General features: G+C 75.8%; 19 protein-coding genes and 1 pseudogene. 7 read left to right on the plus strand and 13 right to left on the minus strand.

Going from position 1 to position 21,639, the window contains the following annotated elements; translation table 11 throughout:
• Positions 1-40: 40 nt before the first annotated feature.
• The 5 genes and pseudogenes from EMA09_RS03415 to EMA09_RS03435 all read right to left on the minus strand — a co-directional run bounded on the left by EMA09_RS03415 (position 41) and on the right by EMA09_RS03435 (position 5,439).
• On the minus strand, positions 41-1,702 hold the full coding sequence (locus tag EMA09_RS03415) for an FAD-binding dehydrogenase (RefSeq protein ID WP_129838751.1): 1,662 nt from the start codon (positions 1,700-1,702) through the stop codon (positions 41-43).
• A gap of 128 nt (positions 1,703-1,830) precedes the next feature.
• Entirely contained in the window at positions 1,831-2,706 is an 876-nt protein-coding gene (locus tag EMA09_RS03420; protein WP_129838753.1) for a biotin-dependent carboxyltransferase family protein, read from the minus strand.
• Complete coding sequence (locus EMA09_RS03425; RefSeq protein ID WP_129838755.1) at positions 2,703-3,347, minus strand: allophanate hydrolase subunit 1; 645 nt, start codon at positions 3,345-3,347, stop codon at positions 2,703-2,705. The genes EMA09_RS03420 and EMA09_RS03425 overlap by 4 nt, the downstream gene beginning before the upstream one ends.
• On the minus strand, positions 3,344-4,114 hold the full coding sequence (locus tag EMA09_RS03430) for a 5-oxoprolinase subunit PxpA (protein ID WP_206305890.1): 771 nt from the start codon (positions 4,112-4,114) through the stop codon (positions 3,344-3,346). The genes EMA09_RS03425 and EMA09_RS03430 overlap by 4 nt, the downstream gene beginning before the upstream one ends.
• A gap of 72 nt (positions 4,115-4,186) precedes the next feature.
• Positions 4,187-5,439 (minus strand): annotated as a pseudogene (locus EMA09_RS03435) (SLC13 family permease).
• 207 nt (positions 5,440-5,646) lie between these two features.
• Here EMA09_RS03435 and EMA09_RS03440 point away from each other — a divergent pair.
• Positions 5,647-6,036, plus strand: coding sequence for a DUF202 domain-containing protein (locus tag EMA09_RS03440; protein ID WP_129838758.1), 390 nt, complete (start codon positions 5,647-5,649; stop codon positions 6,034-6,036).
• Complete coding sequence (locus EMA09_RS03445) at positions 6,033-6,335, plus strand: DUF202 domain-containing protein (RefSeq protein ID WP_129838760.1); 303 nt, start codon at positions 6,033-6,035, stop codon at positions 6,333-6,335. Before EMA09_RS03440 ends, EMA09_RS03445 begins: the two co-directional genes overlap by 4 nt.
• Positions 6,336-6,547: 212 nt before the next feature.
• Here EMA09_RS03445 and EMA09_RS03450 read toward each other — a convergent pair whose 3' ends face one another.
• The gene (locus EMA09_RS03450) at positions 6,548-7,423 is read right to left on the minus strand and encodes an alpha/beta hydrolase (RefSeq protein ID WP_129838762.1); all 876 of its coding nucleotides are present in this window, start codon (positions 7,421-7,423) and stop codon (positions 6,548-6,550) included.
• Positions 7,424-7,645: 222 nt separating this feature from the next.
• On the opposite strand from EMA09_RS03450, the gene EMA09_RS03455 reads away from it, so the two are divergent.
• Positions 7,646-8,107: a MaoC family dehydratase gene (locus EMA09_RS03455; RefSeq protein WP_129838764.1), complete on the plus strand. Its 462-nt coding sequence runs from the start codon at positions 7,646-7,648 to the stop codon at positions 8,105-8,107.
• 342 nt (positions 8,108-8,449) lie between these two features.
• Positions 8,450-9,811, plus strand: a complete 1,362-nt coding sequence (locus tag EMA09_RS03460; RefSeq protein ID WP_129838766.1) for a hypothetical protein — start codon at positions 8,450-8,452, stop codon at positions 9,809-9,811.
• Between the two features lie 85 nt (positions 9,812-9,896).
• Here the strand turns inward: EMA09_RS03460 and EMA09_RS03465 are convergent, their stop codons facing one another.
• On the minus strand, positions 9,897-10,163 hold the full coding sequence (locus EMA09_RS03465) for a hypothetical protein (protein ID WP_129838768.1): 267 nt from the start codon (positions 10,161-10,163) through the stop codon (positions 9,897-9,899).
• 278 nt (positions 10,164-10,441) lie between these two features.
• Positions 10,442-12,466 carry a beta-galactosidase gene (locus EMA09_RS03470; RefSeq protein WP_129838770.1) on the minus strand — a complete coding sequence of 675 codons (2,025 nt, stop codon included), beginning with the start codon at positions 12,464-12,466 and terminating at the stop codon, positions 10,442-10,444.
• A 160-nt stretch (positions 12,467-12,626) separates the two neighbouring features.
• On the opposite strand from EMA09_RS03470, the gene EMA09_RS03475 reads away from it, so the two are divergent.
• Positions 12,627-13,649 (plus strand): LacI family DNA-binding transcriptional regulator, encoded by a 1,023-nt coding sequence (locus tag EMA09_RS03475; RefSeq protein WP_129838772.1) that lies wholly within the window; start codon positions 12,627-12,629, stop codon positions 13,647-13,649.
• A gap of 86 nt (positions 13,650-13,735) precedes the next feature.
• Here the strand turns inward: EMA09_RS03475 and EMA09_RS03480 are convergent, their stop codons facing one another.
• The gene (locus EMA09_RS03480) at positions 13,736-13,948 is read right to left on the minus strand and encodes a hypothetical protein (RefSeq protein WP_129838774.1); all 213 of its coding nucleotides are present in this window, start codon (positions 13,946-13,948) and stop codon (positions 13,736-13,738) included.
• A 117-nt stretch (positions 13,949-14,065) separates the two neighbouring features.
• Complete coding sequence (locus EMA09_RS03485; RefSeq protein WP_129838776.1) at positions 14,066-15,028, minus strand: pirin family protein; 963 nt, start codon at positions 15,026-15,028, stop codon at positions 14,066-14,068.
• 231 nt (positions 15,029-15,259) lie between these two features.
• Here EMA09_RS03485 and EMA09_RS03490 point away from each other — a divergent pair, with 231 nt between their 5' ends.
• Both EMA09_RS03490 and EMA09_RS03495 read left to right on the plus strand, forming a co-directional pair.
• Positions 15,260-16,342, plus strand: a complete 1,083-nt coding sequence (locus EMA09_RS03490) for a LacI family DNA-binding transcriptional regulator (RefSeq protein ID WP_129838778.1) — start codon at positions 15,260-15,262, stop codon at positions 16,340-16,342.
• 69 nt (positions 16,343-16,411) lie between these two features.
• The gene (locus EMA09_RS03495) at positions 16,412-18,076 is read left to right on the plus strand and encodes a glycoside hydrolase family 13 protein (RefSeq protein WP_129843810.1); all 1,665 of its coding nucleotides are present in this window, start codon (positions 16,412-16,414) and stop codon (positions 18,074-18,076) included.
• An 18-nt stretch (positions 18,077-18,094) separates the two neighbouring features.
• Here EMA09_RS03495 and EMA09_RS03500 read toward each other — a convergent pair whose 3' ends face one another.
• The 3 genes from EMA09_RS03500 to EMA09_RS03510 form a co-directional block, all read right to left on the minus strand.
• Positions 18,095-18,472 carry a GntR family transcriptional regulator gene (locus EMA09_RS03500; protein WP_129843809.1) on the minus strand — a complete coding sequence of 126 codons (378 nt, stop codon included), beginning with the start codon at positions 18,470-18,472 and terminating at the stop codon, positions 18,095-18,097.
• 101 nt (positions 18,473-18,573) lie between these two features.
• Positions 18,574-19,923: a SidA/IucD/PvdA family monooxygenase gene (locus EMA09_RS03505; RefSeq protein ID WP_129838780.1), complete on the minus strand. Its 1,350-nt coding sequence runs from the start codon at positions 19,921-19,923 to the stop codon at positions 18,574-18,576.
• Positions 19,920-21,446 carry a pyridoxal-dependent decarboxylase gene (locus tag EMA09_RS03510; RefSeq protein WP_206305891.1) on the minus strand — a complete coding sequence of 509 codons (1,527 nt, stop codon included), beginning with the start codon at positions 21,444-21,446 and terminating at the stop codon, positions 19,920-19,922. The genes EMA09_RS03505 and EMA09_RS03510 overlap by 4 nt, the downstream gene beginning before the upstream one ends.
• Positions 21,447-21,639 lie beyond the last annotated feature (193 nt).

Below are 21,639 nucleotides of genomic sequence, written 5' to 3' on the forward strand. Positions count from 1 at the left end.
ACCAGGGTCGCCGATGGGTCCCGGCGCGCGCGGGGCGGGGTCAGGAGACGGCGCGTGCGGCGGCGCGTCCCGCGATGCGTCCGGAGAAGAGGCAGCCGCCGAGGAACGTGCCTTCGAGGGAGCGGTAGCCGTGCATCCCGCCCCCGCCGAACCCGGCGGCCTCGCCGGCGGCGTAGAGACCGGGCAGCGGCTCGCCCGCGGGTGTCAGGACCCGGCCGGACAGGTCGGTGTGCAGGCCTCCGAGGGTCTTGCGGGTGAGGACGCGCAGGCGGACCGCGATGAGCGGCCCCGCGGCGGGGTCGAGCATCCGGTGCGGGGCGGCGACACGGACGAGGCGGTCGCCGAGGTAGCGGCGGGCGGCGCGGACGGCGGTGAGCTGGAGGTCCTTGCCGAACGGGTGGGCGAGTCCGCGGTCGCGGGCCTCCAGGGTGCGGCGCAGGGCGGCGGCGTCGAGGTGGGGACGGTCGCCGGTGAGGGCGTTCATGCCGCGGACGAGGGCCTCGGGGTCGCGTTCGACCACGAAGTCGGCGCCCCGGTCGAGGAAGGCCCGCACCGGGCCGGGCGCCCCGGAACGCGCCCGGCCCAGTACGTCTCGTATGCGCTTCCCGGTCAGATCCGGGTTCTGCTCGGAGCCGGAGAGCGCGAATTCCCGCTCGACCACGCGGCGGGTGAGGACGAACCACGTGTGGTCCCACCCGGTACGGGTGATGTGCGCCAGCGTCCCGAGGGTGTCGAAGCCGGGGAAGAGCGGCGGCGGCAGCGGGCTGCCCGCCGCGTCGAGCCACAGGGACGACGGGCCGGGCAGGATGCGGATGCCGTGGTGGGACCAGACGGGGTCCCAGTTGGCGATGCCCTCGGTGTAGTGCCACATGCGGTCGCGGTTGACGAGGTGGGCGCCGGCGGCCTCCGCGGTGCCGAGCATGCGGCCGTCCACGTGCGCTGGCACGCCGGAGAGCAGGTCGGCGGGCGGGCTGCCGAGGCGGGCCGGCCAGTGGGCGCGCACGAGGTCGTGGTTGCCGCCGATGCCGCCCGAGGCGATGATCACGGCCTGCGCGCGGAGGGCGAACGCGCCGGTGGTGCGGCGGTTGCTGGCCGTGCCGCGGCGGGCGGCGCTGGGCGCGAGGACGTCGCCGGTGACGGTGTCCACGGAGCCGTCGGCGTTCCGCGCGAGGCCGGTGACGCGGTGCCGGAACCGCAGGTCGGCGAGGCCGGCGCCGGCGGCCCGGCGGACGCGGCGGACGAACGGCGCGAGGACGCCGGGCCCCGTGCCCCAGGTGATGTGGAACCTGGGGACGGAGTTGCCGGGTCCGGTGGCGTCCCCGGCGCCGCGCTCCGCCCAGCCGACGACGGGGAAGAAGCGGATGCCGAGGCCGCGCAGCCAGGCGCGTTTCTCGCCGGCGGCGAAGTCGACGTAGGCCTCGGCCCATCGGCGCGGCCAGTGGTCCTCGGGGCGGTCGAAGCCGGCGGTGCCGAGCCAGTCGCGCCAGGCGAGGGCGTGGCTGTCGCGGACGCCGAGGCGGCGCTGTTCGGGCGTGCCGACGAGGAAGAGGCCGCCGAACGACCAGTGGGCCTGGCCGCCGAGGGACGCCTCGGGCTCCTGGTCGACGAGGATGACGCGGCGGCCGGCGTCGGTGAGTTCCGCGGTGGCGGCGAGACCGGCGAGGCCGGCTCCGATCACGATCACGTCGGCGTCGTACGCCATGCCCGTCGTCCGCCCCTCTCCCCCGCCGCCGCCCGTGCCCGTCCCGCCGGGGCGCTGTCGTGACCCGATCCTGGGGGGCGGGCGGCGCCGCGTCAACGGGCGTGACGCGGGTTCGTGCGGTGTGCGGGTCAGCGGCGGTACGGCGCGAAGCGGACCGGGGTGCCGGGCGGTGCCTGCGCGGCGGCGGCGAGTGCGGCGGGCGGGACGGTGCCGACGACGGGGTAGCCGCCGGTGGTGGGGTGGTCGGCGAGGAAGACGACGGGCAGGCCGTCGGGCGGGACCTGGACGGCGCCGAGGACCATGGGCTCGCTGGGGAGTTCACCGGTCCGGGCACGGGTGAGGGCGGGGCCCTCGGTGCGCAGGCCGACCCGGTTGGAGGCGGGGGCGACGCGGTAGCGGCCGGTGGCGAGGACGCGGGGTGCGTCGGGGGTGAACCAGTCGTCGCGGGGGCCGAGGCGCAGGGGGAGGACGAGTTCGGCGGGCGGCGCGGGCTGCGGGACGGCGTCGGCGGGCGGTGGCGGGGCGGCCGGGGTGCCGAGGGGCAGGACCGCTCCGGCGGTGAGCGGGGCGGGGCCGAGGCCGGAGAGCAGGTCGGTGGAGCGGCTGCCGAGGACCGGCGGGCACGTGACGCCGCCGGCGAGGGCGACGTAGGACCGTACGCCGCCGGTGGCCGGGCCGATGTCGAGCAGCGCGCCGGCGGGGACGTGGACGGGCAGGCCCCAGGGCGCGGGCCGTCCGTCGACGCTGACGGGGCAGGGGGCGCCGGTGACGGCGGCGGTGACGGGGTGGTGGGGGCGGAGGGCGCAGCCGGTGAGGGTGGTCTCCAGGGTGGCGGCTTCGGGCGGGTTGCCGGTGAGGCGGTTGGCGAGGCGGTGGGCGGGCGTGTCGAGGGCTCCGGAGCGGGGGACGCCGAGGTGGGCGAAGCCGGGGCGGCCGAGGTCCTGGACGGTGGTGAGGGCGCCGGGGCGTACGACGGTGCAGGAGCGGTCTGGGGGCGGAGTCACGCGGCGTCCTTTCCGTGCTGTCCGGGCGTCGTGACGGGGACGAAGCGGACGCGGGTGCCGGGGGTGAGGAGGGCGGCCGGGTCGCGGCCGGTGTCCCACAGGACGGCGTCGGTGGTGCCGATGAGCTGCCAGCCGCCGGGGGACGCCGAGGGGTAGACGCCGGTGTAGGGGCCGGCGAGGGCGACGGAACCGGCGGGGACGGAGGTCCTGGGCGTGGCGCGGCGGGGTACGGCGTACCGCTCGGGGAGGCCGGTGAGGTATCCGAAGCCGGGGGCGAAGCCGCAGAAGTCGACGGTGTGGACCGTCTCGGCGTGGCGGCGTGCGGCCTCGTCCGGGCGCATGCCCCACAGTTCGGCGACGGTTTCGAGGTCGGGTCCTGTGTAGCGGACGGGGATCTCGACGGTGCGGGCGGCGGACGGGCTGTGCGGCGGGACGGGGTGGCGGGGCAGGTCGCGCGCGAGGGCGGCGGGGTCGGCGAGGCCGTCGATGAGGACGGTGCGGGCGGCGGGGACGATCTCGGTGACGGGCGGCAGGGTGCCGGCGGCGCGGCGGCGGAGGAGTTCGGCGTGGAGGGCGCGCGTCTCCCCGGCGGTGGCGAGTTCGACGAGGAGGGCGTGGTCGCCGAAGGGGATGATGTTCATGCGAAGCGTTCCAGGGTGATCCCGGCCGCGGTGAGGGCGGCGCGGACGCGGCGGGCGAGGTCGGTGGCGCTGTCGGTGTCCCCGTGGAGGCACAGGGAACCCGCGCGGACGGCGATCCGTTGACCGTCACGGGAGGTGATCACATGGTCACGCGCGATGCCGATGGAGCGTTCGACGACGGTGTCCGGGTCGGTGACGACGGCGCCGGGCTCGGTGCGGGGCACGAGGGTGCCGGCGGCGGTGTAGGCGCGGTCGGCGAACGCCTCGGCCACCGTGGGGAGTCCGGCGGCGGCCGCGGCTTCGTGGAGGCGGGAGCCCGGCAGGCCGAGGACGGGCAGGGGCCGGCCCGCCAGGGTGATGCCCTCGACGACGGCCGCGGCCTGTCCGGCGTCGTGCACGGCGCGGTTGTAGAGGGCGCCGTGGGGTTTCACATAGGCCACCCCGGCGCCGGCGGCCCGGGCGAAGAGGTCGAGGGCACCGATCTGGTAGGCGACGTCGGCGGCCAGCTCCGGCGCGGGGACGTCCATGGCGCGGCGGCCGAAGCCGGCGAGGTCCCGGTAGCCGACCTGGGCGCCGATGGCGACCCCCCTGGCGGCGGCGAGTTCGCACACGCGGCGCATGGTGGCGGGGTCGCCGGCGTGGAAGCCGCAGGCGACGTTGGCGCTGGTGACGACGGTGAGGAGGGCGTCGTCGTCGGTGAGGCTCCAGCGGCCGAAGCCCTCACCGAGGTCGGCGTTGAGGTCGATGGCGGGGCGCTGCTCTGGCATGGGCGGTGCCGTTCTCTGCGGGGGCGTGGGGCGCGCGTTCATGATGCCGCGCGGCCGGGCGGGAGCCGGGATTCAGGTGCCGATGACGCGGAGGGAGAGCCACAGGGCGAGCACCGACACCAGGAGCGTGGCGGGCACGGTGAGGAGCCCGAGCCGGGTGAACTCGCCGAGCCGCACGTCGGTGCCGTGCGCGCGCAGGCCGCGGCGCCACAGGAGGGTGGCGAGGGAGCCGGCGTAGGTGAGGTTGGGGCCGATGTTGACGCCGATGAGCACGGCGAGGATCGCGCCGGGGCCGCCGGGCGCTGCCAGGGGAAGCAGCACGAGGACGGCGGGGAGGTTGTTGACGAGGTTGGCGAGCAGCGCCGCGAGGGCCGCGAGGCCGAGGAGGGCGGGCAGCGACGAGCCGTCGGGGACGACGTGGCCGAGGGCGTCGGCGAGCCCGTTGTCGACGACCGCACGCACGACGACACCGAGGGCGAGCACGAAGGCGAGGAACGCGGGGCTCGCCGAGCGGACGAGGTCGGCGGGCGTCGTACGGCGGCGGGCCAGGGCGCGCACGGCCATGACGGCGGCGCCGGCGGTGGCGGCCCACACCGGTTCGAGGCCCACGGCGGACCCGGCCACGAAGCCGGCCAGGGTCGCGAGGACGGTGACGAGCGCGAAGACCGGCACCGCGGGTCCTCCTGCGTCCCCGGGCGGGCGGGCGCGGCGAGGTCGGCGGCGAAGAAGTGGCGCAGGACGGCGTACTCGACGGCGATGGCGGCCAGCCAGGGCAGGGCCATGAGGGCGGCGAAGCGGGCGAACCCGAGGCCGCTCGCGGTGAAGGCGAGCAGGTTCGTCAGGTTGGAGACCGGCAGCAGGAGGGAGGCGGTGTTCGCCAGGTGGGCGCAGGCGTACGCGTGGGGCCGCGCGCCGGTGCCGGCGCGGGCCGCCGTCGCGAAGACGACCGGGGTCAGCAGCACGATCGTGGCGTCGAGGCTGAGGACGGCCGTGATGACGGACGCGGCGGCGAAGACGTGGGCGAGGAGCCGGTGCGGGCTGCCCGCCGACGTCCTGGCCATCCAGGCGCCGCAGGCCCGGAAGAGGCCCTCGGCGTCGCAGAGCGTGGCGAGGACCAGGACGGCGGCGAGGAAGCCGACGACGGGGCCGAGACGGGCCAGTTCGTCGGCCGCGTGATCGGCGGGGACGGCGCCGATGGCGACCACGAGGACGGCCGCGGGCACGGCGATGACCGCCTCGCTCCAGCCCCGGGGCCGGAAGACGGCGCCGAAGAGGACGGCGGCCAGGAGGACGGCGGAGATCGTTTCGGCGAGCGCGGTGTTCAGGGGACGGCGGCCTTCCCTGGGCGGTGACGGGGAGCGGGGTCGGTCGGAGGCGGACGGAGGAGGGGACGGACGGGGGCGCACGGCGACGGCCGCCGGCGGGCACCGCCCCGGCGCCCGCGGCCACGCGCCGGTGCGCGGCGGGTGCGCCGCGCCGGCATGGCGGCAGTCTGCCAGGCCCGTGCCCCGACCTGCGCCTAGGCTCGTCACATGATCCGACGAACCAGGGAGGCGGTGCGGCTGTGGTTCTCGCCGCACGCGGTGCGTGCCGGGGGGACACAGCCGGACTACCGGTTCTCCCTGGCGAACGAGCGGACGTTCCTCGCGTGGCTGCGGACCGCGCTCGCGCTGCTGGCGGGCGGTATAGCGGTGGACCAGTTTCTGACCGGCCTGCCGGGGCCGCTGCGGGTGGCCGTGGCGGTCGTCCTCCTGGTGGGCGGTGCCGTGTGCGCGCTGCGGGCCGTGAACCACTGGGCGCGGGTCGAGCGCGCGATGCGCCGGGGCGAGGACCTGCCCGCCAGCCGCTTCCCCGCCGTGCTCGCGGTCGCCACGGCCGTGACGGCCGGTGTCGTCATCGTGGCCGTGGTGGTGCACGGGTGACGCCGCCACCCACCCCGCCGGGCGCCCAGCCGGAACGCACCCGCCTCGCGTGGCGCCGCACCACCCTGGCGTTCGCGGTGGTCGTCGCCCTGGCCGCCCGCGAGGCGCTCAGGACGGGCCGGGGATGGGTGCCGGCGGCGCTGGCCGCGCTGCTGTGGGTCGGTTTCCTCGCACTGGCGCACCGGCGGCTGCTCGCCCTCACCGCCCGCCGCCCGGCCCCACCGGCCGGCGCACTGGTCGTGACGGCGGCGGGCGCCGTCATGGCGACGGCGGTGTGCGCGGGCCTGATGCTGCTCTGACCGGCCGGCCGGTGGCCCAACCCGGCGAGCCGGCCACCGGCGAGGCGTGCCCGCGACCGGCCATGGAAGCCCGGCCGTCCACAGGCACGTCGTGCGCGGACCGGGACGTCCGGCGTACGCCACCGACCGCACCGCCGGCAGCCGGCTCGGGACTGGAGTGGTGATCCGTGTCCCCGCCCCCACCCCTCGTGGCCGTGCTCCGCGGGCGGCCGTTACGAGAGGTCCGTGCCCGGCCGGAGGAAGCCGGCAAGGGCGGAGGCCAGTGCTTCGGGCGCCTCTTCGGCGACGTGGTGCCCGGAGTCGATGCCGTGACCGCGGACGTCGTGCGCCCACCGGCGCCAGATCACGCGGGGATCCCCGTACAGATCCTCCAGGTCGTCCCGGAGCGACCAGAGGACCAGCGTCGGACAGGCGACGCGCGCACCGGCCGCGCGGTCGGCCTCCTCATGTCGCCGGTCGACGGTGAGGCCGGCGCGGTAGTCCTCGAGCATCGCCCGCACCACATCGGGATCGCGTGTGGCCCGCCGCCATTCGTCGTGGTTCTCCCGTCCCATCGCCCCGGGGTCGCCGCGGTACCAGCTGTCGGGATCGGCGTTGATGACCCGCTCGGGCACGCCCGGCTGCGCGAAGAAGAACCAGTGCCACCACCGGGTGGCGAACTCGGCGGTGATCCGCGACAGATGTTCCGTCAGCGGCAGGCAGTCCGCGAACACCGCCCGGGAGACGATGTCGGGGTGGTCGAGCGCGAGACGGAGGGCCACGGCCCCGCCGCGGTCGTGTCCGACGAGCGCGAACCGGCGATGTCCGAGATGACGCATCACGGCCACCACGTCCCCGGCCACCGCGCGCTTCGCATAGCCGGCGTGATCCGCCGTGAAGCGCGGCCCCCTGGATCGCCCGTATCCCCTCAGGTCGGGGCACACCACCGTGTGACCGGCGCGCACGAGCAACGGAGCGACCCGGTGCCACGTCGCCGATGTGCGGGGGTGCCCGTGCAGCAGCACCACCGGCGGACCGTCCCCGCCGAAGCGGACGAAAACGGACGCCTCGCCGACATCGATCCGCGCGGTCTCGAACCCTTCGAACACCCGGCCTCCCCGTGGCGGCTCACGTGCCGCGTCCGACGCCCGTGGCACCAGGACTCCTCTGCCCCGCCCGGTGGCGGCCATGTGTCCACGCCTGTCACCGAGTCGCGCCGGACGAGTGCTCCGCGTCAGCCGGCGGCGTCCCGGTGCGGTGACAGCGCCCACGACCGGGCGCGGGGACGCACGGGTGGGTGCGTGGCGTCGAGGCGGCGGTACGGTGGGCCGGTGGCCGATCCCCGTGTCTTCGCGTCGCCCGCCGCCCTGCGCGCCGCGGTCGGCGAACCCCTGGGTCCCACCGGGTGGCTCACGGTCGGGCAGGACCGCATCGACCTCTTCGCCGAGTCCACCGGCGACCACCAGTGGCTGCACGTCGATCCGGCGCGGGCGGCGGACGGGCCGTTCGGGACGACGATCGCCCACGGCCACCTGACCCTGGCGCTGCTGCCCGCGCTCTCCCCCGGCCTGCTGACCGTCACCGGCACCCGCATGGCCGTGAACTACGGCCTGAACCGCGTCCGTTTCCCCGCCCCGCTGCCCGCGGGCGCGCGCGTGCGGGCCGGCGGGCACATCGTCGCGGCGGACGACGTACCGGGCGGGGTGCAGGTCACGCTGGCCGTCACGGTCGAGCGCGAGGGCGGCGACAAGCCCGTCTGCGTCGCCGAGACGGTCACGCGCCACTACCTCTGACCGCGCCGGCCGGCAGGCCCTACGTGCCGGCGATCACGTCCGCGCGCACACCTCCCCCGCCCGTCTGCGGGCTGTCACCGGGGTGGCGCGCGGGGACCGTCTCGCGCGTGCGGTACGGCGCGTGCGCCGTGTGCGCCGGCGTGCGCGGAGGAAACACAACTGCGGCATACGCAAAGGGATCATTCATGTGCTCACCGTCAACCACGCGGTCGCACAACGCCACTTGACATGGCGTAACCGGGTGAAAACCAACTCGATCGTGTGACACGGGCGCAGAGGCGGGCGCTCCGACGCCCCCATGCGCCCTGTCGGCCCGCCGTCCGGCGTGAGACCACAGGACGCATGACGAACCGGCGCGGCCCGAACCACCAGTTGCGGGCGCTGCTCATCGAGGCCGGCTGGACGCAGGAGGCGCTGGCCCGTGCCGTGAACACCCTCGGCACCGAGATAGGCGCGGTCCTGCGCTACGACCGCACCTCCGTGGCCCACTGGCTGTCCGGGACCCGGCCGAGGCATCCCGTCCCCCAGCTCGCGGCCGAGGCACTGTCCCGGCGCATCGGCCGCACCGTGACGCCCGCGGGCGCGGGCTTCCCGCACAGCGGGCCGGCGCCCGCGCCGGCCGACGTCATCAGCGGGTTCGCCGCGCTGTGCCGTTCCGACACCGACCCGGGCCGCCGCCTCGTCCTGCGGCAGCGCCCCTACCGGGTGGCCGACGCCGCGCCGCCCCCGCGGCCCGAGGTCCCCGGCCCCCCGCGGCCCCTGGGCGCCCGCACCGAACGGACGGCCGCCCTGCACGACGCCGTCGGCTTCTTCACCGCCTCCCTCGACGCACACGGCGGACGGCACGCGCGCACCGCCCTCACCGCCTATCTCGCGGACGACGTGGTGCCGCTGCTCGCCGCCCCCCACCCGGCCCGGCACCGGGCCGACCTGTTCGTCCTCGCGTCACGGCTGGCGTTCCTCATGGCCAGGATGTACGAGGACGGCCTCCTCCACGGCATCGCCCAGCGCTACTACACGTACGCCCACCGGCTGGCCGGCGAGTCGGGGGACCGCACGGCCTGGAGCGTCGTCCTGCGCGCGATGAGCGCCCAGGCGCTGCGGCTCGGCCACCTGGCGCCCGCGCTGCAGCTCGCCGAGGCGGCGACGGCCGGGGCGCGGTCCGCTCCCCCGGCGCACCAGGCGTTCGTGCAGGCGCAGCTCGCGGTCGTGCTGGGGCGGGGCGGGGACCGGCGCGGGGCGCTGGCCGCCATGGAGCGGGCGGAGAAGGCGGCGGAGCGCTCGCACGGCGCGGGCGGCGGCGCGTCGTTCGACACCTACCCGGCGGCGGCGCTGCACTTCCAGACGTCCGCGATGCTGGAGGCCCTCGGGGAACTGTCCCCGGCCCTCGCCGCGTTGCGCAGGGCCACGGCGGAACGCGCGCCGGGCGACCTCCGCGGCCGTGCGCTGAGCCAGGCGCGCTTCGGCCAACTGCTGCTGCGCACGGGGCACCTGGAGGAGGCGTGCGCCGTGTGGGACGGCTTCGTGGCCGCCCAGGGGCGGCTGCGCTCCGCGGACGCCGAGCGCGCCCTGCGCGACATGCGGCAGGCGCTGCGGCCCTACCGCAACCGCAAGCCCGCCGCCGAACTGCTCGCCCGCACCGTGCCGATGCCCAGGGGCGGCACGGGCGGAGCGGAGGAGAGGACCACGGCCCGACCCGGGTGACGTCGAGCGGGGTCCCGCGGCGGTGCGGCGTGCGCCGGCGCGTGCGCCGCCGCCCCTCGCGGGGTGGCCGCGCCCGCGGCGGTCGTCAGCCGCGCCCGCCGAACAGCGTGCGCCGCAGCCGCCGCAGCGGCGTGAACAGGCGCACCCGCGGCCCGCGGCCGGCCCGCGCGGCGGACTCGTCGCGCCGGGTCAGCTCCCGCATGAGCACCTGGGCCTCCTCCGCCTCGTGCTGGGGCACGGCGGGGCCGGAGAGCACACTCAGGTGACGGTCGAGCCGCGCACTGTTGGCGCCGCTCCCGCAGTTGATCGCAGGCACGCGGGGCGGCCTGCTGCGCGCTGTTATCTGCTCCATGACTCTCCCACCCGTACAACGACACCCGGTCCGGGCAGAGTAACCCTAACGCCCCACAAGAGCGCGTGGGTATCCCGGCCCCATGATTCACCTTTCCCCGCAACGGGGTTGACGAACGCGGCAAGACACCCCTTCACCTCGAAAAGCCGCAGCGCAGAGCGCCGCGCCGGCGCCCGGCGCACCCGGCCGCCATCCACCCACATGGCGGAATCACGGCCCGGCGCACGGCAGCGGCCCGCGGGCGCGCGGCGGCGGTGCGGCCGCGCGCCCGCGCGCGCTCAGCCGCCGAGGCGCACGACCCGTACGGCGCCCGCGGGGACGGTGAGCCGGCCGCCGGTGAGGGGCGCGCCGGCGAGGAGTTCGGCCGCGCCGTCAGCCGTGCCCGCGGGCAGGTCGAACGAGGCGTCGGCGTCCGCGTGGTTGATGGCGAACAGGTAGCGGCCGCCCTCACCGTCGCGGCGCACGAGTTCCAGGTCGCGCGGCAGTCCGTCGCGCGGCGCCAGGCCCGCGTCGGCGCCGGCGGCGGCGAGCACGGCGTCCAGGCCGTCGGCGCCGAGGCGGCAGGACACGTACCAGGCGGTGCCGTCGCCGAGCCGGTGCCGGGTGATCGCGGGACCGCCGGCCGCCGGCCCGTCCGCGTAGCTCCACACGGTCTCGGCGCCGGCGGGCCGCAGCGTCTCGGCCCACACGTCGCCCGTCAGCGGACCGGCCGCCCCGTCGAGCGTCACGGTGCGCCCCGCGCGGAGCGGCTGGAACTCCTCCACTGTGAGACCGAGCACATCGCGCAGCGCGCCCGGGTGCGGGCCGGGGTGGACGGCGTCGTGCTCGTCCACGATGCCGGAGAAGTACGAGACGACGAGGGTGCCGCCGGCCTCGACGTAGCGGCGCAGGTTCTCCCCGGCGCGGGCGGTCGTGAGGTAGAGCGCGGGCACGACGGCGAGCGGATGGGCGGTGAGGTCCGCCTCGGGGTGCGCGAAGTCGACGGTGAAATGGCGGTCGAACAGGGCCGCGTAGAACGCCTCGGCCCGCTCCCGGGTGTCCAGGTCCTCGCTCGGGCGCCACTCGAGCTTCTGCGCCCACCAGGACTGCCAGTCCCACACCATGGCGACGTCGGCGGCGGTCCTGGTGCCGCGCACGCCGGCGAGCGCGCCGAGGTGCGCGCCGAGGTCGACCGCCTCGCGCCAGATCCGGCTGTCCGTGCCCGCGTGCGGGACCATCGCGGAGTGGAACTTCTCGGCGCCGGCCCGGGAGGCCCGCCACTGGAAGAACATGGCGCCCTCGGAGCCGCGCGCGACGTGCGCGAGGCTGTTGCGCGCCATCTCGCCGGGGCGCTTGGCGATGCCCCGCGGCTGCCAGTTGACGGCACTGGTCGAGTGCTCCAGGAGCAGCCACGGCTTGCCGCCGCCGACGGACCGGGTGAGGTCGGCGGCCATGGACAGGTTGATGTGGTTGCGGTCGTCCTCGGCGACGAGGTAGTGGTCGTTGGTCACGATGTCGACCTCGCGGCCCCACGCCCAGTAGTCGATGGTGTCGCACTGGGTGGGCGAGACCATGAAGTTGGTGGTGACGGGGACGCCGGGGGACAGCTCGTGCAGGATGTCGCGCTCGCGGCGGAAGTTGGCGAGGGCGCTGTCGCTGGCGAAGCGGGCGAAGTCAAGGCGCTGCGCGGGGTTGGTCGTGGTGGGGGCGGCGCGGGGCGGCTGGATCTCGGACCACTCGCCGTACGCCTGGCCCCAGAAGGCGGTGCCCCAGGCGGCGTTCAGGGCGTCGAGGGTGCCGTACGTGTCGCGCAGCCAGCGGCGGAAGTCGGCCGCCGAGGTGTCGCAGTAGCACTCCAGGACGGGGACGCCGTACTCGTTGTGGACGTGCCACATCTCGACGGCGGGGTGCCGGCCGTACCGTTCGCCGAGGGCGCGGGTGATGCGGGCCGCGGCCCGCTGGTAGGCGGGTGAGCTGTGGCATATCGCGCCGCGCGAGCCGAACTCCCAGCGCACGCCCTCGCGGCTGACGGGCAGCGCCTCGGGGTGGGCGCGGTAGAACCAGGCGGGCGGCACGACGGTGGGCGTGGCGAGGTCGACGCCGATGCCGGCCGCGTGCAGCAGCTCGATGACGCGGTCGAGCCAGGCGAAGTCGAACTCGCCCTCGCGCGGCTCCAGTCTCGCCCAGGAGAAGATGCCGAGGCTGACCAGCGTCACGCCGGCCTCGCGCATGAGGGCGACGTCCTCGTGCCAGACCTCCTCGGGCCACTGCTCGGGGTTGTAGTCCCCGCCGTAGGCGAGGCGGGCGGTGGCGGCGTTCGGCATGGGCTCCGGCTTTCTGCGGGACGGGACTGTGCACGTGCACAGTGCTGCGCCCCCACATAACCGCACAACATCGCGCATTGACAAGACGGGTACGCGGGCGAGATCCGGCCGCTGCCGTGAGCGTGCACAGCCGGCGGCGACGGCCCGTAGAGTCCTCCGCATGAGCAACCCGGCGCCGCGGCGCCCGACGATCCACGACGTCGCACGGGTGGCCGGCGTCTCCCGGGGCACGGTCTCCCGCTTCCTGAACGGCGGCCACCACGTCAGCCCGGCCGCCGCCGAGGCGGTGCGGGCGGCCGTCCGCTCCACCGGCTACATCGTGAACCGGCACGCCCGCAGCCTGATCACGGGCCGCTCGGGGTCGGTGGCGTTCCTGCTGTCCGAACCACAGGAACGGTTCTTCGAGGATCCGAACCTCGGCGTCCTGCTGCGCGGCTGCACGCAGGCGCTCGCCGTCCACGACATCCCGCTGCTGCTCATGACGGCCGGCTCGCGCGAGGAGGGACGACGCACCACGCGCTACCTGACGGCCGGGCACGTGGACGGCGTGCTGCTGGTCTCCAGCCACGCGGGCGACCCGGTGGCGGCGCGGCTGGTCGAGGCGGGCGTGCCGGTCGTGGCGTGCGGCAAGCCGATGGGGCGGCTCACGGGCCGGCTCGCGCACGTGGCGGCGGACGACCGGGACGGCGCGCGGCGCATGGTGCGGCACCTGCTGGCCGGCGGGCGCCGGCGGATCGGCACGGTCACCGGGCCGCCGGCCAGCCCGGGCGGGGTAGACCGGCTCGCCGGATACCGCGATGTCCTCGCCGAGGCGGGGATCGCCGAGGACCCGGGGCTCGTGGCGACGGGCGACTTCACGCGGGAGGGCGGCGCGGCGGCGACGGCACGGCTGCTGGCGCGCCGGCCCGGCGTCGACGCGCTGTTCGTCGCATCGGACCTGATGGCCCAGGGCGCTCTGGAGGTACTGGAGCGGGCCGGCCGCCGGGTGCCGCACGACGTGGCGGTCGGCGGGTTCGACGACTCGGCGGTCGCCGCGGCGTCCCGGCCGCCGCTGACGACCGTCCGGCAGCCGTGGGACCGCATCAGCCACGAGATGGTGCGGCTGCTGCTGGCCCTGCTCGGCGGGCAGGAGCCGGCGGGTGTCGTCCTGCCCACCGAGCTGGTCCGCCGCGCGTCGGCCTGACCGGCGCCGGCCCGCGTCCCCGAGGAGGGCGGGGGCGCGGGCCGGCCGGAGAGGCGGGCGCCGTGCGGCGCGGCCTGACGGCCCGCCTAGTTGACGGTCTTGCCCAGGACGCTGTTGACGTTGCCGACGGTGCCGTTGACGTTGCCGATGGCCGTGTTCACGTTGCCGACGGTGTCGTTGATGTCCTGCAGCGGGTCGGCGTGGGCGGCGGTGGCCGCGGCGGCCATCATCAGGAGCGCGGCGGCCGGGACCGCGCGGCGGACGGCGCGGCGGGCGCGGGCGGCGGTGTGCTGCTTCATGGGATCTCCTCGTCACGGGACCGGGCACGGACGGTGGTGCCGGTCGGGACTGTCACCGGGGTGAACGGCCGGATCCCGCCGTTGGTTACGGCCGGTCACGGGTGCGCTCCGCGCCGTTCAGCGGGTGCGGCCCCGCGGCCGCAGGACCGTCGGCGGCAGGGCGGGCGCCGTCAGGCGCGGCCCGTCGTAGCCGCGCACCTCGCCGAACCGCGTGCCGTCGTTCCAGTCGGCGCGGGCCTGTGCGATCTCCTCGTGCGAACGGCCCACGAAGTTCCACCACATGACGAGCCGCTCCTCGAACGGGGTGCCGCCCAGGAGCATGAACGCGGCGTCGGTGTCGGCGCGGACGGGCAGTTCACGGCGCCCGGTGCCGAGGTACAGCATCGCGCCGGGGCCGAGGGGGACGCCGTCGACCGTGCAGGAGCCGGCCATCGACAGGGCCGCGTACTCGAAGTCCTCCTCCAGCGGGAGACGGGCGTCCGTGCCGGCGGCCAGGGCGACGTCGGCGCCGGTCAGCGGGGTGTGGACGGTGCCTGGCGAGGTCGCGCCGTCGAGGGTGCCGAGGATGACGGTGGCGCGCAGCCCGCCGCCGCCGGTGACGACCGGGAGGTCCGTGTGGTGCTCGAACGCGGCCGGGCCGTGCCGGCGCCCGCCGGGGAGCGCGACCCACAGTTGCGCGCCGTGCAGGACGGAGCTGTGCGTGCGGGGCGACTCCTCGGAGTGCGCGATCGCGTGGCCCGAGGTCATGAGGCCGAGTTCGCGCGGGCGAACGGTCTGGAGGCTGCCGAGGCTGTCGCGGTGCAGCACCTCCCCCGCGTGCAGCCAGCTCACGGTCTGGAGGCCCATGTGGGGGTGCGGGGGCACCTGCATGCCCGGCTCGTCCGTGATGTCGTCGGGGCCGTAGTGGTCGACGAAGCACCAGGCGCCGACCGTGCGGCGGCCGAGGTTCGGCAGGAGCCGGCGCACCACGGTGCTCTCCCCGAGCGGCACCTCCTTGCCGGGGTGCAGTTCGCGGACGGGGCCCGGGCCGTGCGCACCGCCGCAGCGGGTGGGCACCGGCGCGGTGTCGAGATTGCTCATGCCCCGATCCTGCCGCACCGCCCGGCGGCCGGGTCTGTCAATGGGCGGGATCCATCAAAAATCGATGTATGCGTTTACATCGCGTGCCGCACCGCGCTGACCTGCGGTTCCATCGGCTCACCGGTCAACTCCCTGCGCTTTTCGGCGCATTCGCAAGATTCTTTCCTGTAAGCGATTGCACCACCGCCGCGGTCGGCAGTACGTTCGGCGCACCGCCGTGATCGGAGGGTTATGGCCGCCAGCATCAACGACGTGGCCCGGCGCGCGGAAGTGTCCACCGCGACGGTGTCCCGTGCCCTGCGTGGACTGCCCAACGTCTCGGACGCGACCAGGGAACGGGTCCTGCGCGCCGCCGAGGAGCTGCAGTACACCGCGTCGCCGCACGCCTCGCGTCTCGCGTCGGGCCGTACCGGCACGGTCGGGGTCGTCCTGCCCTTCGTCAACCGGTGGTTCTACAGCCAGGTCGTCGCCGGCATCGACTCGGTGCTGCGCGCCAACGACCTGGACGTCCTGCTGTACAACCTCGGCGACGAGCGGGTCCACGAGCGGTTCTTCGCCCGGATGCCGCTGCGCCGCCGTGTGGACGCGCTGATCGTGCTCAACCTGCCGCTGTCGGCGGCCGAGTGCGAGGCGCTGGTGTCGATGGAGGTGCCGATGGCCGTGCTCGGCACCCGCATACCCGGCTGCTGGCACGTCTCCATCGACAACGCCGAGGGGGCGAGCACCGCCGTGCGCCACCTCGTCAACCTGGGGCACCGGCGCATCGGGATGATCACCGGTGCCCCGGCGGACCCGCGGGGGTTCACCACGCCGATCGTGCGGCAGCACGCGTACCGCACCGTGCTGTCGCAGGCCGGCGTGGCGTACGACCCGCGGCTCGAGGTCCCCGGCCATCTCGGGATCGAGGAGGGCGCCTCCGCGATGGCCAAGCTGCTCAGCCTGCCCGATCCGCCGACCGCCGTGTTCGCCGAGTCGGACCAGATGGCGTTCGGCGCGCTGCGCACGCTGAACCGGATGGGGCTCAGGGCGCCCGACGACGTGTCCGTGATCGGGTTCGACGATCACGAGGCCGCCGAGCTGCTCGATCTCACCACCATCGCCCAACCCGTGGCCCACCAGGGGGAGCTGCTCGCACGCCAGATCCTGGACGCGCTGTCCGGGGCGGGCGAGGAGCCGACCCGGGTGGTGGTGCCGACCCGGCTCGTCGTCCGGGGCACCACCGGCGCGGCCCGTGCCGCGCGCTCCCTGTATCACTCCTCCTCACACCGGCCGGGACCCGAACCGGACCAGCACAGCCGCACCATCGCGCGGTGAGCCGCCCCTGCCGCGCATTTTCCAGGGTCAACTCGCAAGAGGAATGGAAGATACGTGCCCCGCACCCGCATGCATCACGAACCGGCCGCGCCCTGGTGGAGCACCGCGGTCGTCTATCAGGTCTATCTCCGGAGCTTCGCCGACGGCAACGGGGACGGCGTCGGTGACATCGCCGGTCTCCGCGCCCGTCTCCCCTACCTCCGGGAGCTGGGGGTGGACGCCGTCTGGATCACCCCCTGGTACCCGTCCCCCATGGCGGACGGCGGCTACGACGTGGCCGACCACCGCGCGATCGATCCCGTCTTCGGCACGCTGGCCGAGGCGGAGGAGATGATCGCCGAGGCGCACGCGCTGGGCGTCCGCGTCATCCTCGACATCGTCCCGAACCACACCTCCGTCCGGCACCGCTGGTTCGCCGAGGCGCTGGCCGCGCCGCCGGGGTCGCCCGAGCGCGACCGGTACGTGTTCCGCGACGGCCGGGGCCCGGACGGCGCCCTGCCGCCGAACGACTGGCGCAGCGAGTTCGGCGGCCGGGCGTGGACCCGGGTCACGGAGCCGGACGGCACGCCCGGCCAGTGGTACCTGCACCTGTTCGCGCCCGAGCAGCCGGACCTCAACTGGGTCAGCCGCGAGGTGCGGTCCGACTTCGAGTCGACGCTCCAGTTCTGGTTCGACCGGGGCGTCGACGGGTTCCGTGTGGATGTGGCGCACGGCCTGGTGAAGGACCGCGCCCTGCCCGACCTCGGCATCGCCGACGACGCCGTCTTCGCGGACGGGGCCGGCGCGGAGGACCATCCGCACTGGGACCAGGAGGGCGTCCACGAGATCTACCAGACGTGGCGCAAGGTCGCCGAGTCATACGCGGGCGACCGGGTGTTCGTCGCCGAGGCGCACGTGCGGGAGGACCGGCTGCCGCTGTACCTGCGCGGCGACGAGCTGCACACGGCGTTCAGCTTCGCCTTCCTCCGCTCGGCGTGGGAGCCGGGGGCGCTGCGCGAGGTCGTCGACCGTACGGTGCGCACGCACGCGGAGGTCGGCGCGCCGCCGACGTGGGTGCTGTCCAACCACGACGTGCCGCGGCACGTCACACGGTTCGGGCGCGGGGACACGGCGTTCGGCCGGTGGGACGGCGGGGGCGCGGCGACCGACCGCGGTCTCGGGACGCGGCGGGCGCGCGCCGCGGCGCTGCTGATGCTGGCGCTGCCGGGCGGCGCGTACCTCTACCAGGGTGAGGAGCTCGGTCTGTGGGAGGTCGAGGACCTGCCCGGGGAGGTGCTGCGCGACCCGGCGTGGGCGCGCAGCGGCCGTACGGTCCGGGGGCGCGACGGCTGCCGCGTGCCGCTGCCGTGGTCGGGTTCCGAATCGCCGTTCGGGTTCGGTCCCAAGGACGGCGAGGCGCCGTGGCTGCCGCAGCCCGCCGCGTGGGAGCACATGAGCGCGCAGGTCCAGTCGGGGACGCCGGGGTCGATGCTGGAGCTGTACCGGGCCGCGCTGCGGCTGCGGCGCGAGCAGCCCGGGTTCGACGGCGGCCGGCTGACGTGGCTGGAGGCGCCCGAGGGCGTGCTGGCGTTCGAGCGCTCCCCGGTGCTGCGGTGCGCGGTCAACTTCTCGGGCGATCCGATGCCGTTGCCGCGCGACTGGGGGGTGCTGCTGACCAGTGACCGCATCACGGGCGGGCTGCTGCCGCCGGACACCGCGGCCTGGCTGTGGGGCGGCGGCGCGGCGGCGCGGTAGGCCGTGCGCGGCGCGCGGTCACGCGCGGGTGCCGTAGACGGCCCGCAGCGCCTCCGCCACGGCGGCCTGGGCCGCGTCCCGGTCCAGGCCGAGCCGGCGGGCGCGTTCGGCGAAGGCGTGGGCGGCGGCCGCCGCCTCCCGCGCGGCGGCGTCCCCGGCGGCGGCGATGAAGGTGCCGTGCCGCCCGCGGGTCTCGACGACCCCGTCGCTCTCCAGGGCGCGGTACGCCTTGGCGACGGTGTTGGCGGCCAGGCCGAGGTCCGCCGCGAGGGCGCGGACGGTCGGCAGCCGGTGTCCCACGGGCAGCTCGCCGCCCGTCGCCAGGGCGGCGACGGCGGCGCGGAGCTGCTCGTAGGGCGGGAGGGGCGACGCGGCGTCGACGGCGAGTGCCGCCAGGAGGGCGGCGGGGTCCGCGGCGCCGTCGCGTCCGGTGCGGTGGGTCGGGTCCGGTGTCACGTCCCGATTGTGCCGCAGGGGGCCGGTGGTGGTCCGGTGGGTCAGCCGAAGGTCTGGAAGGCGGTGCGCCGCGGGATGCGGAACACCGGCCGTCCCGTGACCTGGTTGAGGATGAGGGCGCTGCGGTAGGCGCCGATGCCGAGGTCGGGCGCGGCGGCGCCGTGGGTGTGGAGTTCGGCGTTCTGGACGAACAGGCCGCCGGTCACCTCGGGCACGGTCCGTACGCGGTGGTCGGCGTCCACGTCGTAGCGGCCCTTGTCGTCCCAGGCGATGAGCTTCTCGACCGGGTCGAGGCAGGCGGGGCGGCGGGCGGCGTACCCGGTGGCGGCGATGACGGCGCCGGTGGCGCGCTCGCTCTCCCGGCCGGTGTCGGCGTGGGAGGTGGTGAGGCGGATCGCGCCGTCCGTGTCCCTGCGGGCGTCGAGGAGGGCCGTGCCGGGGTGCAGGGCGACCGGGGGGCGGTCGCCGTCGAGCATGTGGTCGTACAGCTCGGCGTGGATGAGGTCGATGGTCTCGCTGTCGATGCCCTTGTAGAGCTGCCACTGCGAGGCGATGAGGCGGTCGCGGACGTCGGGGGCGAGGGCGTTGAAGTACCGCATGTACGCGGGGGTGGTGTACTCCAGGACGAGCTTGGAGTAGTCGAGGGGCGCGAAGCCCCAGGAGCGGGTGAGCCAGGTCAGGGACCAGCCGGTGTCGCGCTGGCGGCGCAGGAGGTCGAGGAAGACCTCGGCGCCGGACTGGCCCGAGCCGACGACGGTGATGTCGCGCACGCCGTCGCGGGCGAGGGCGTCCACGCGGTGGAGGTGGTCGCCGGAGTGGTAGACGCGGTCGGGGGCGCTGTCGGCGAGGGGGGCGAGGGCGGGCGGGACGTGGGGTTCGGTGCCGATGCCGACGGCGATGTTGCGTGCGTGGCGGGTGGTGGTGGCGCCGGTGCCGGGCGTGCGGAGCGTGAGCCGCCACAGGGCGCGGTCGGCGTCCCAGTGGACGGCGGGCACGTCGGTGCCGAAGTGGCAGCCGGGCAGGCGGGACGCGGCCCAGGCGCAGTAGTCGGCGTACTCGCGGCGGGGGACGTGGAAGCGTTCGGCGATGTAGAAGGGGTACATCCGGTCGTGTTCCGCCAGGTAGTTGAGGAACGACCAGCGGCTGGTGGGGCGGACCAGGGTGACGAGGTCGGCGAGGAACCCGACCTGGAGGGACGCCCAGTCGAACATCAGGCCGGGGTGCCAGTCGTAGGCGGGGCGGCGGTCGTACGCGGCGTGGGCGAGGCCGTCCACCTCGTCGGCGAGCGCGGTGAGGGCGAGGTTGAACGGGCCGATGCCGATGGCGGCGAGGTCGAGGACCTGGCCGGTGGGGTCGGGGGCCGTCGGTCCTGGTGCCTGGGCTTGCGTCACTGGGGTTCTCCATCGGTCTCGACGGCGCGGCCCGCGGCGATGACCGCGGCGAACAGGTCGTCCACGTCGGTCTTGGTCGCCTGGGGGTTGAGCAGGGTGAGTTTGAGGCGGACGGAGCCGTCCCGCAGGTCGGTGCGGCCGACGAGGGCGGTGCCCTGCCGCAGCAGGCGGCGGCGGAGCGCGCCGTTCACGGTGTCCGCTTCGGCCCGCCGGGCGGGGAGGTAGCGGAACACGACCGTGGTGAGGACGGGTTCGGCGGTGAGTTCGAGGTCGGGGTGGGCGGTGACGGCCGCCGCGGCGTGGCGGGCGAGGTCGTGGCAGGCGTCGAGCATGGCGCCGATGCCCTGGCGGCCGAGCGCGAGGAAGGTGGCGGCGACCCGGAGGGCGTCGGCGCGGCGGGTGGTGGCGAGGGAGTTGCCGAGGAGGCCGTCGTAGCCGGCGGCGCCGTCGTCGTCGGGGTTGAGGTAGGCGACGCGCAGTCCCGTGGTGGCGGCGAAGTCGCGTGCGTCGCGGACCAGCAGGGCGCTGGCCGCCGCGGGCTGCCAGGCCGTCTTGTGCAGGTCGATCGTGATGCTGTCGGCCGCGTCGAGCCCGCCGAGGAGGGGTCGGAGCCGGTCGGAGAACAGGGCGCCGCCGCCGTAGGCCGCGTCCACGTGCAGCCGGATGCCCTCGCGGTGGGCGATGGCGGCGAGTTCGGGGAGGGGGTCGATGGAGCCGTAGTCCGTGGTGCCCGCGGTGGCGACGACCGCGACGGGGATCTCGTCGGCGGCCCTGGCGGCGAGGGCGCGGTCGAGGGCGGCCGGGTCCATGCGGTGCGCGGCGTCGGCGGGCACGGCGCGGACGGCTTCCTCGCCGAGGCCGAGCAGCGCGCAGGCGCGGGCGACGGAGAAGTGGGCGAGTTCCGAGCAGTAGACGACGGGCCGGACGGCGAGCCCGGTGAGGCCCGCGCCGCGGATGTCCGCGCGGGCGCGCAGCGCGGCGTCGCGGGCGATCAGCAGTGCCTGGAGGTTGGACGTGCTGCCGCCGGGCGTGAGGACGCCGCCGGCGCCCGGTCCGTAGCCGGCGAGGTCGGTGAGGGCGCGGACGACGCGGCGTTCGAGCTCGACCGCGGAGGGGCCGCTGTCCCAGGTGTCGACGGAGGCGTTGAACACGGAGGCGAGGACGTCGGCGGCCGCGGCGACGCTCAGGGACGGCGGCTGGAGGTGCGCGGCGGCGCGCGGGTCGGCCAGGTCCACGGTGCCGGCGGCGTACGAGCGGGCCAGGGCCAGTACGGCGGCGCGGCCCCGCCCGGTCTCGGGCAGCGGCCCTTCGGGCAGGTCGGCGTCCATCCGGCGTGCCAGTTCGTCGGGGCTGAGGGGCGGCAGGGGGCCGTTGCGCCGCCGCAGGGCGCGCGCGGCTTCTCCGGTGAGGTCGGTGACGAGCCGTCCGACCTCGGTGAGGCCGGCCGGTGCGGCGGCCAGGAGGTCGGGCTCCAGGAGGGACGAGGGCGCGGACGCGAGTGGTGCGTGACCGGGCATGCTCATGGGTTCTGTGGCTGTCCCTTGGTGTCGTGGGTGGGTGTGGGGGTGGCGGGTCGCTGACAGGGAAAGGCGCGCGCGATGACCGGTGGACGGCCGCCGTCGTGGGGCCGGCGGGCCGTTCACCCGGAACAATTTAGGTTAGGCATACCTAACCATGTCAACAGCGCCCGATGATCATCCACCGGATGTTCGAGGG

This window comes from Streptomyces sp. RFCAC02, assembly GCF_004193175.1.
Taxonomy (GTDB): Bacteria; Actinomycetota; Actinomycetes; order Streptomycetales; family Streptomycetaceae; genus Streptomyces.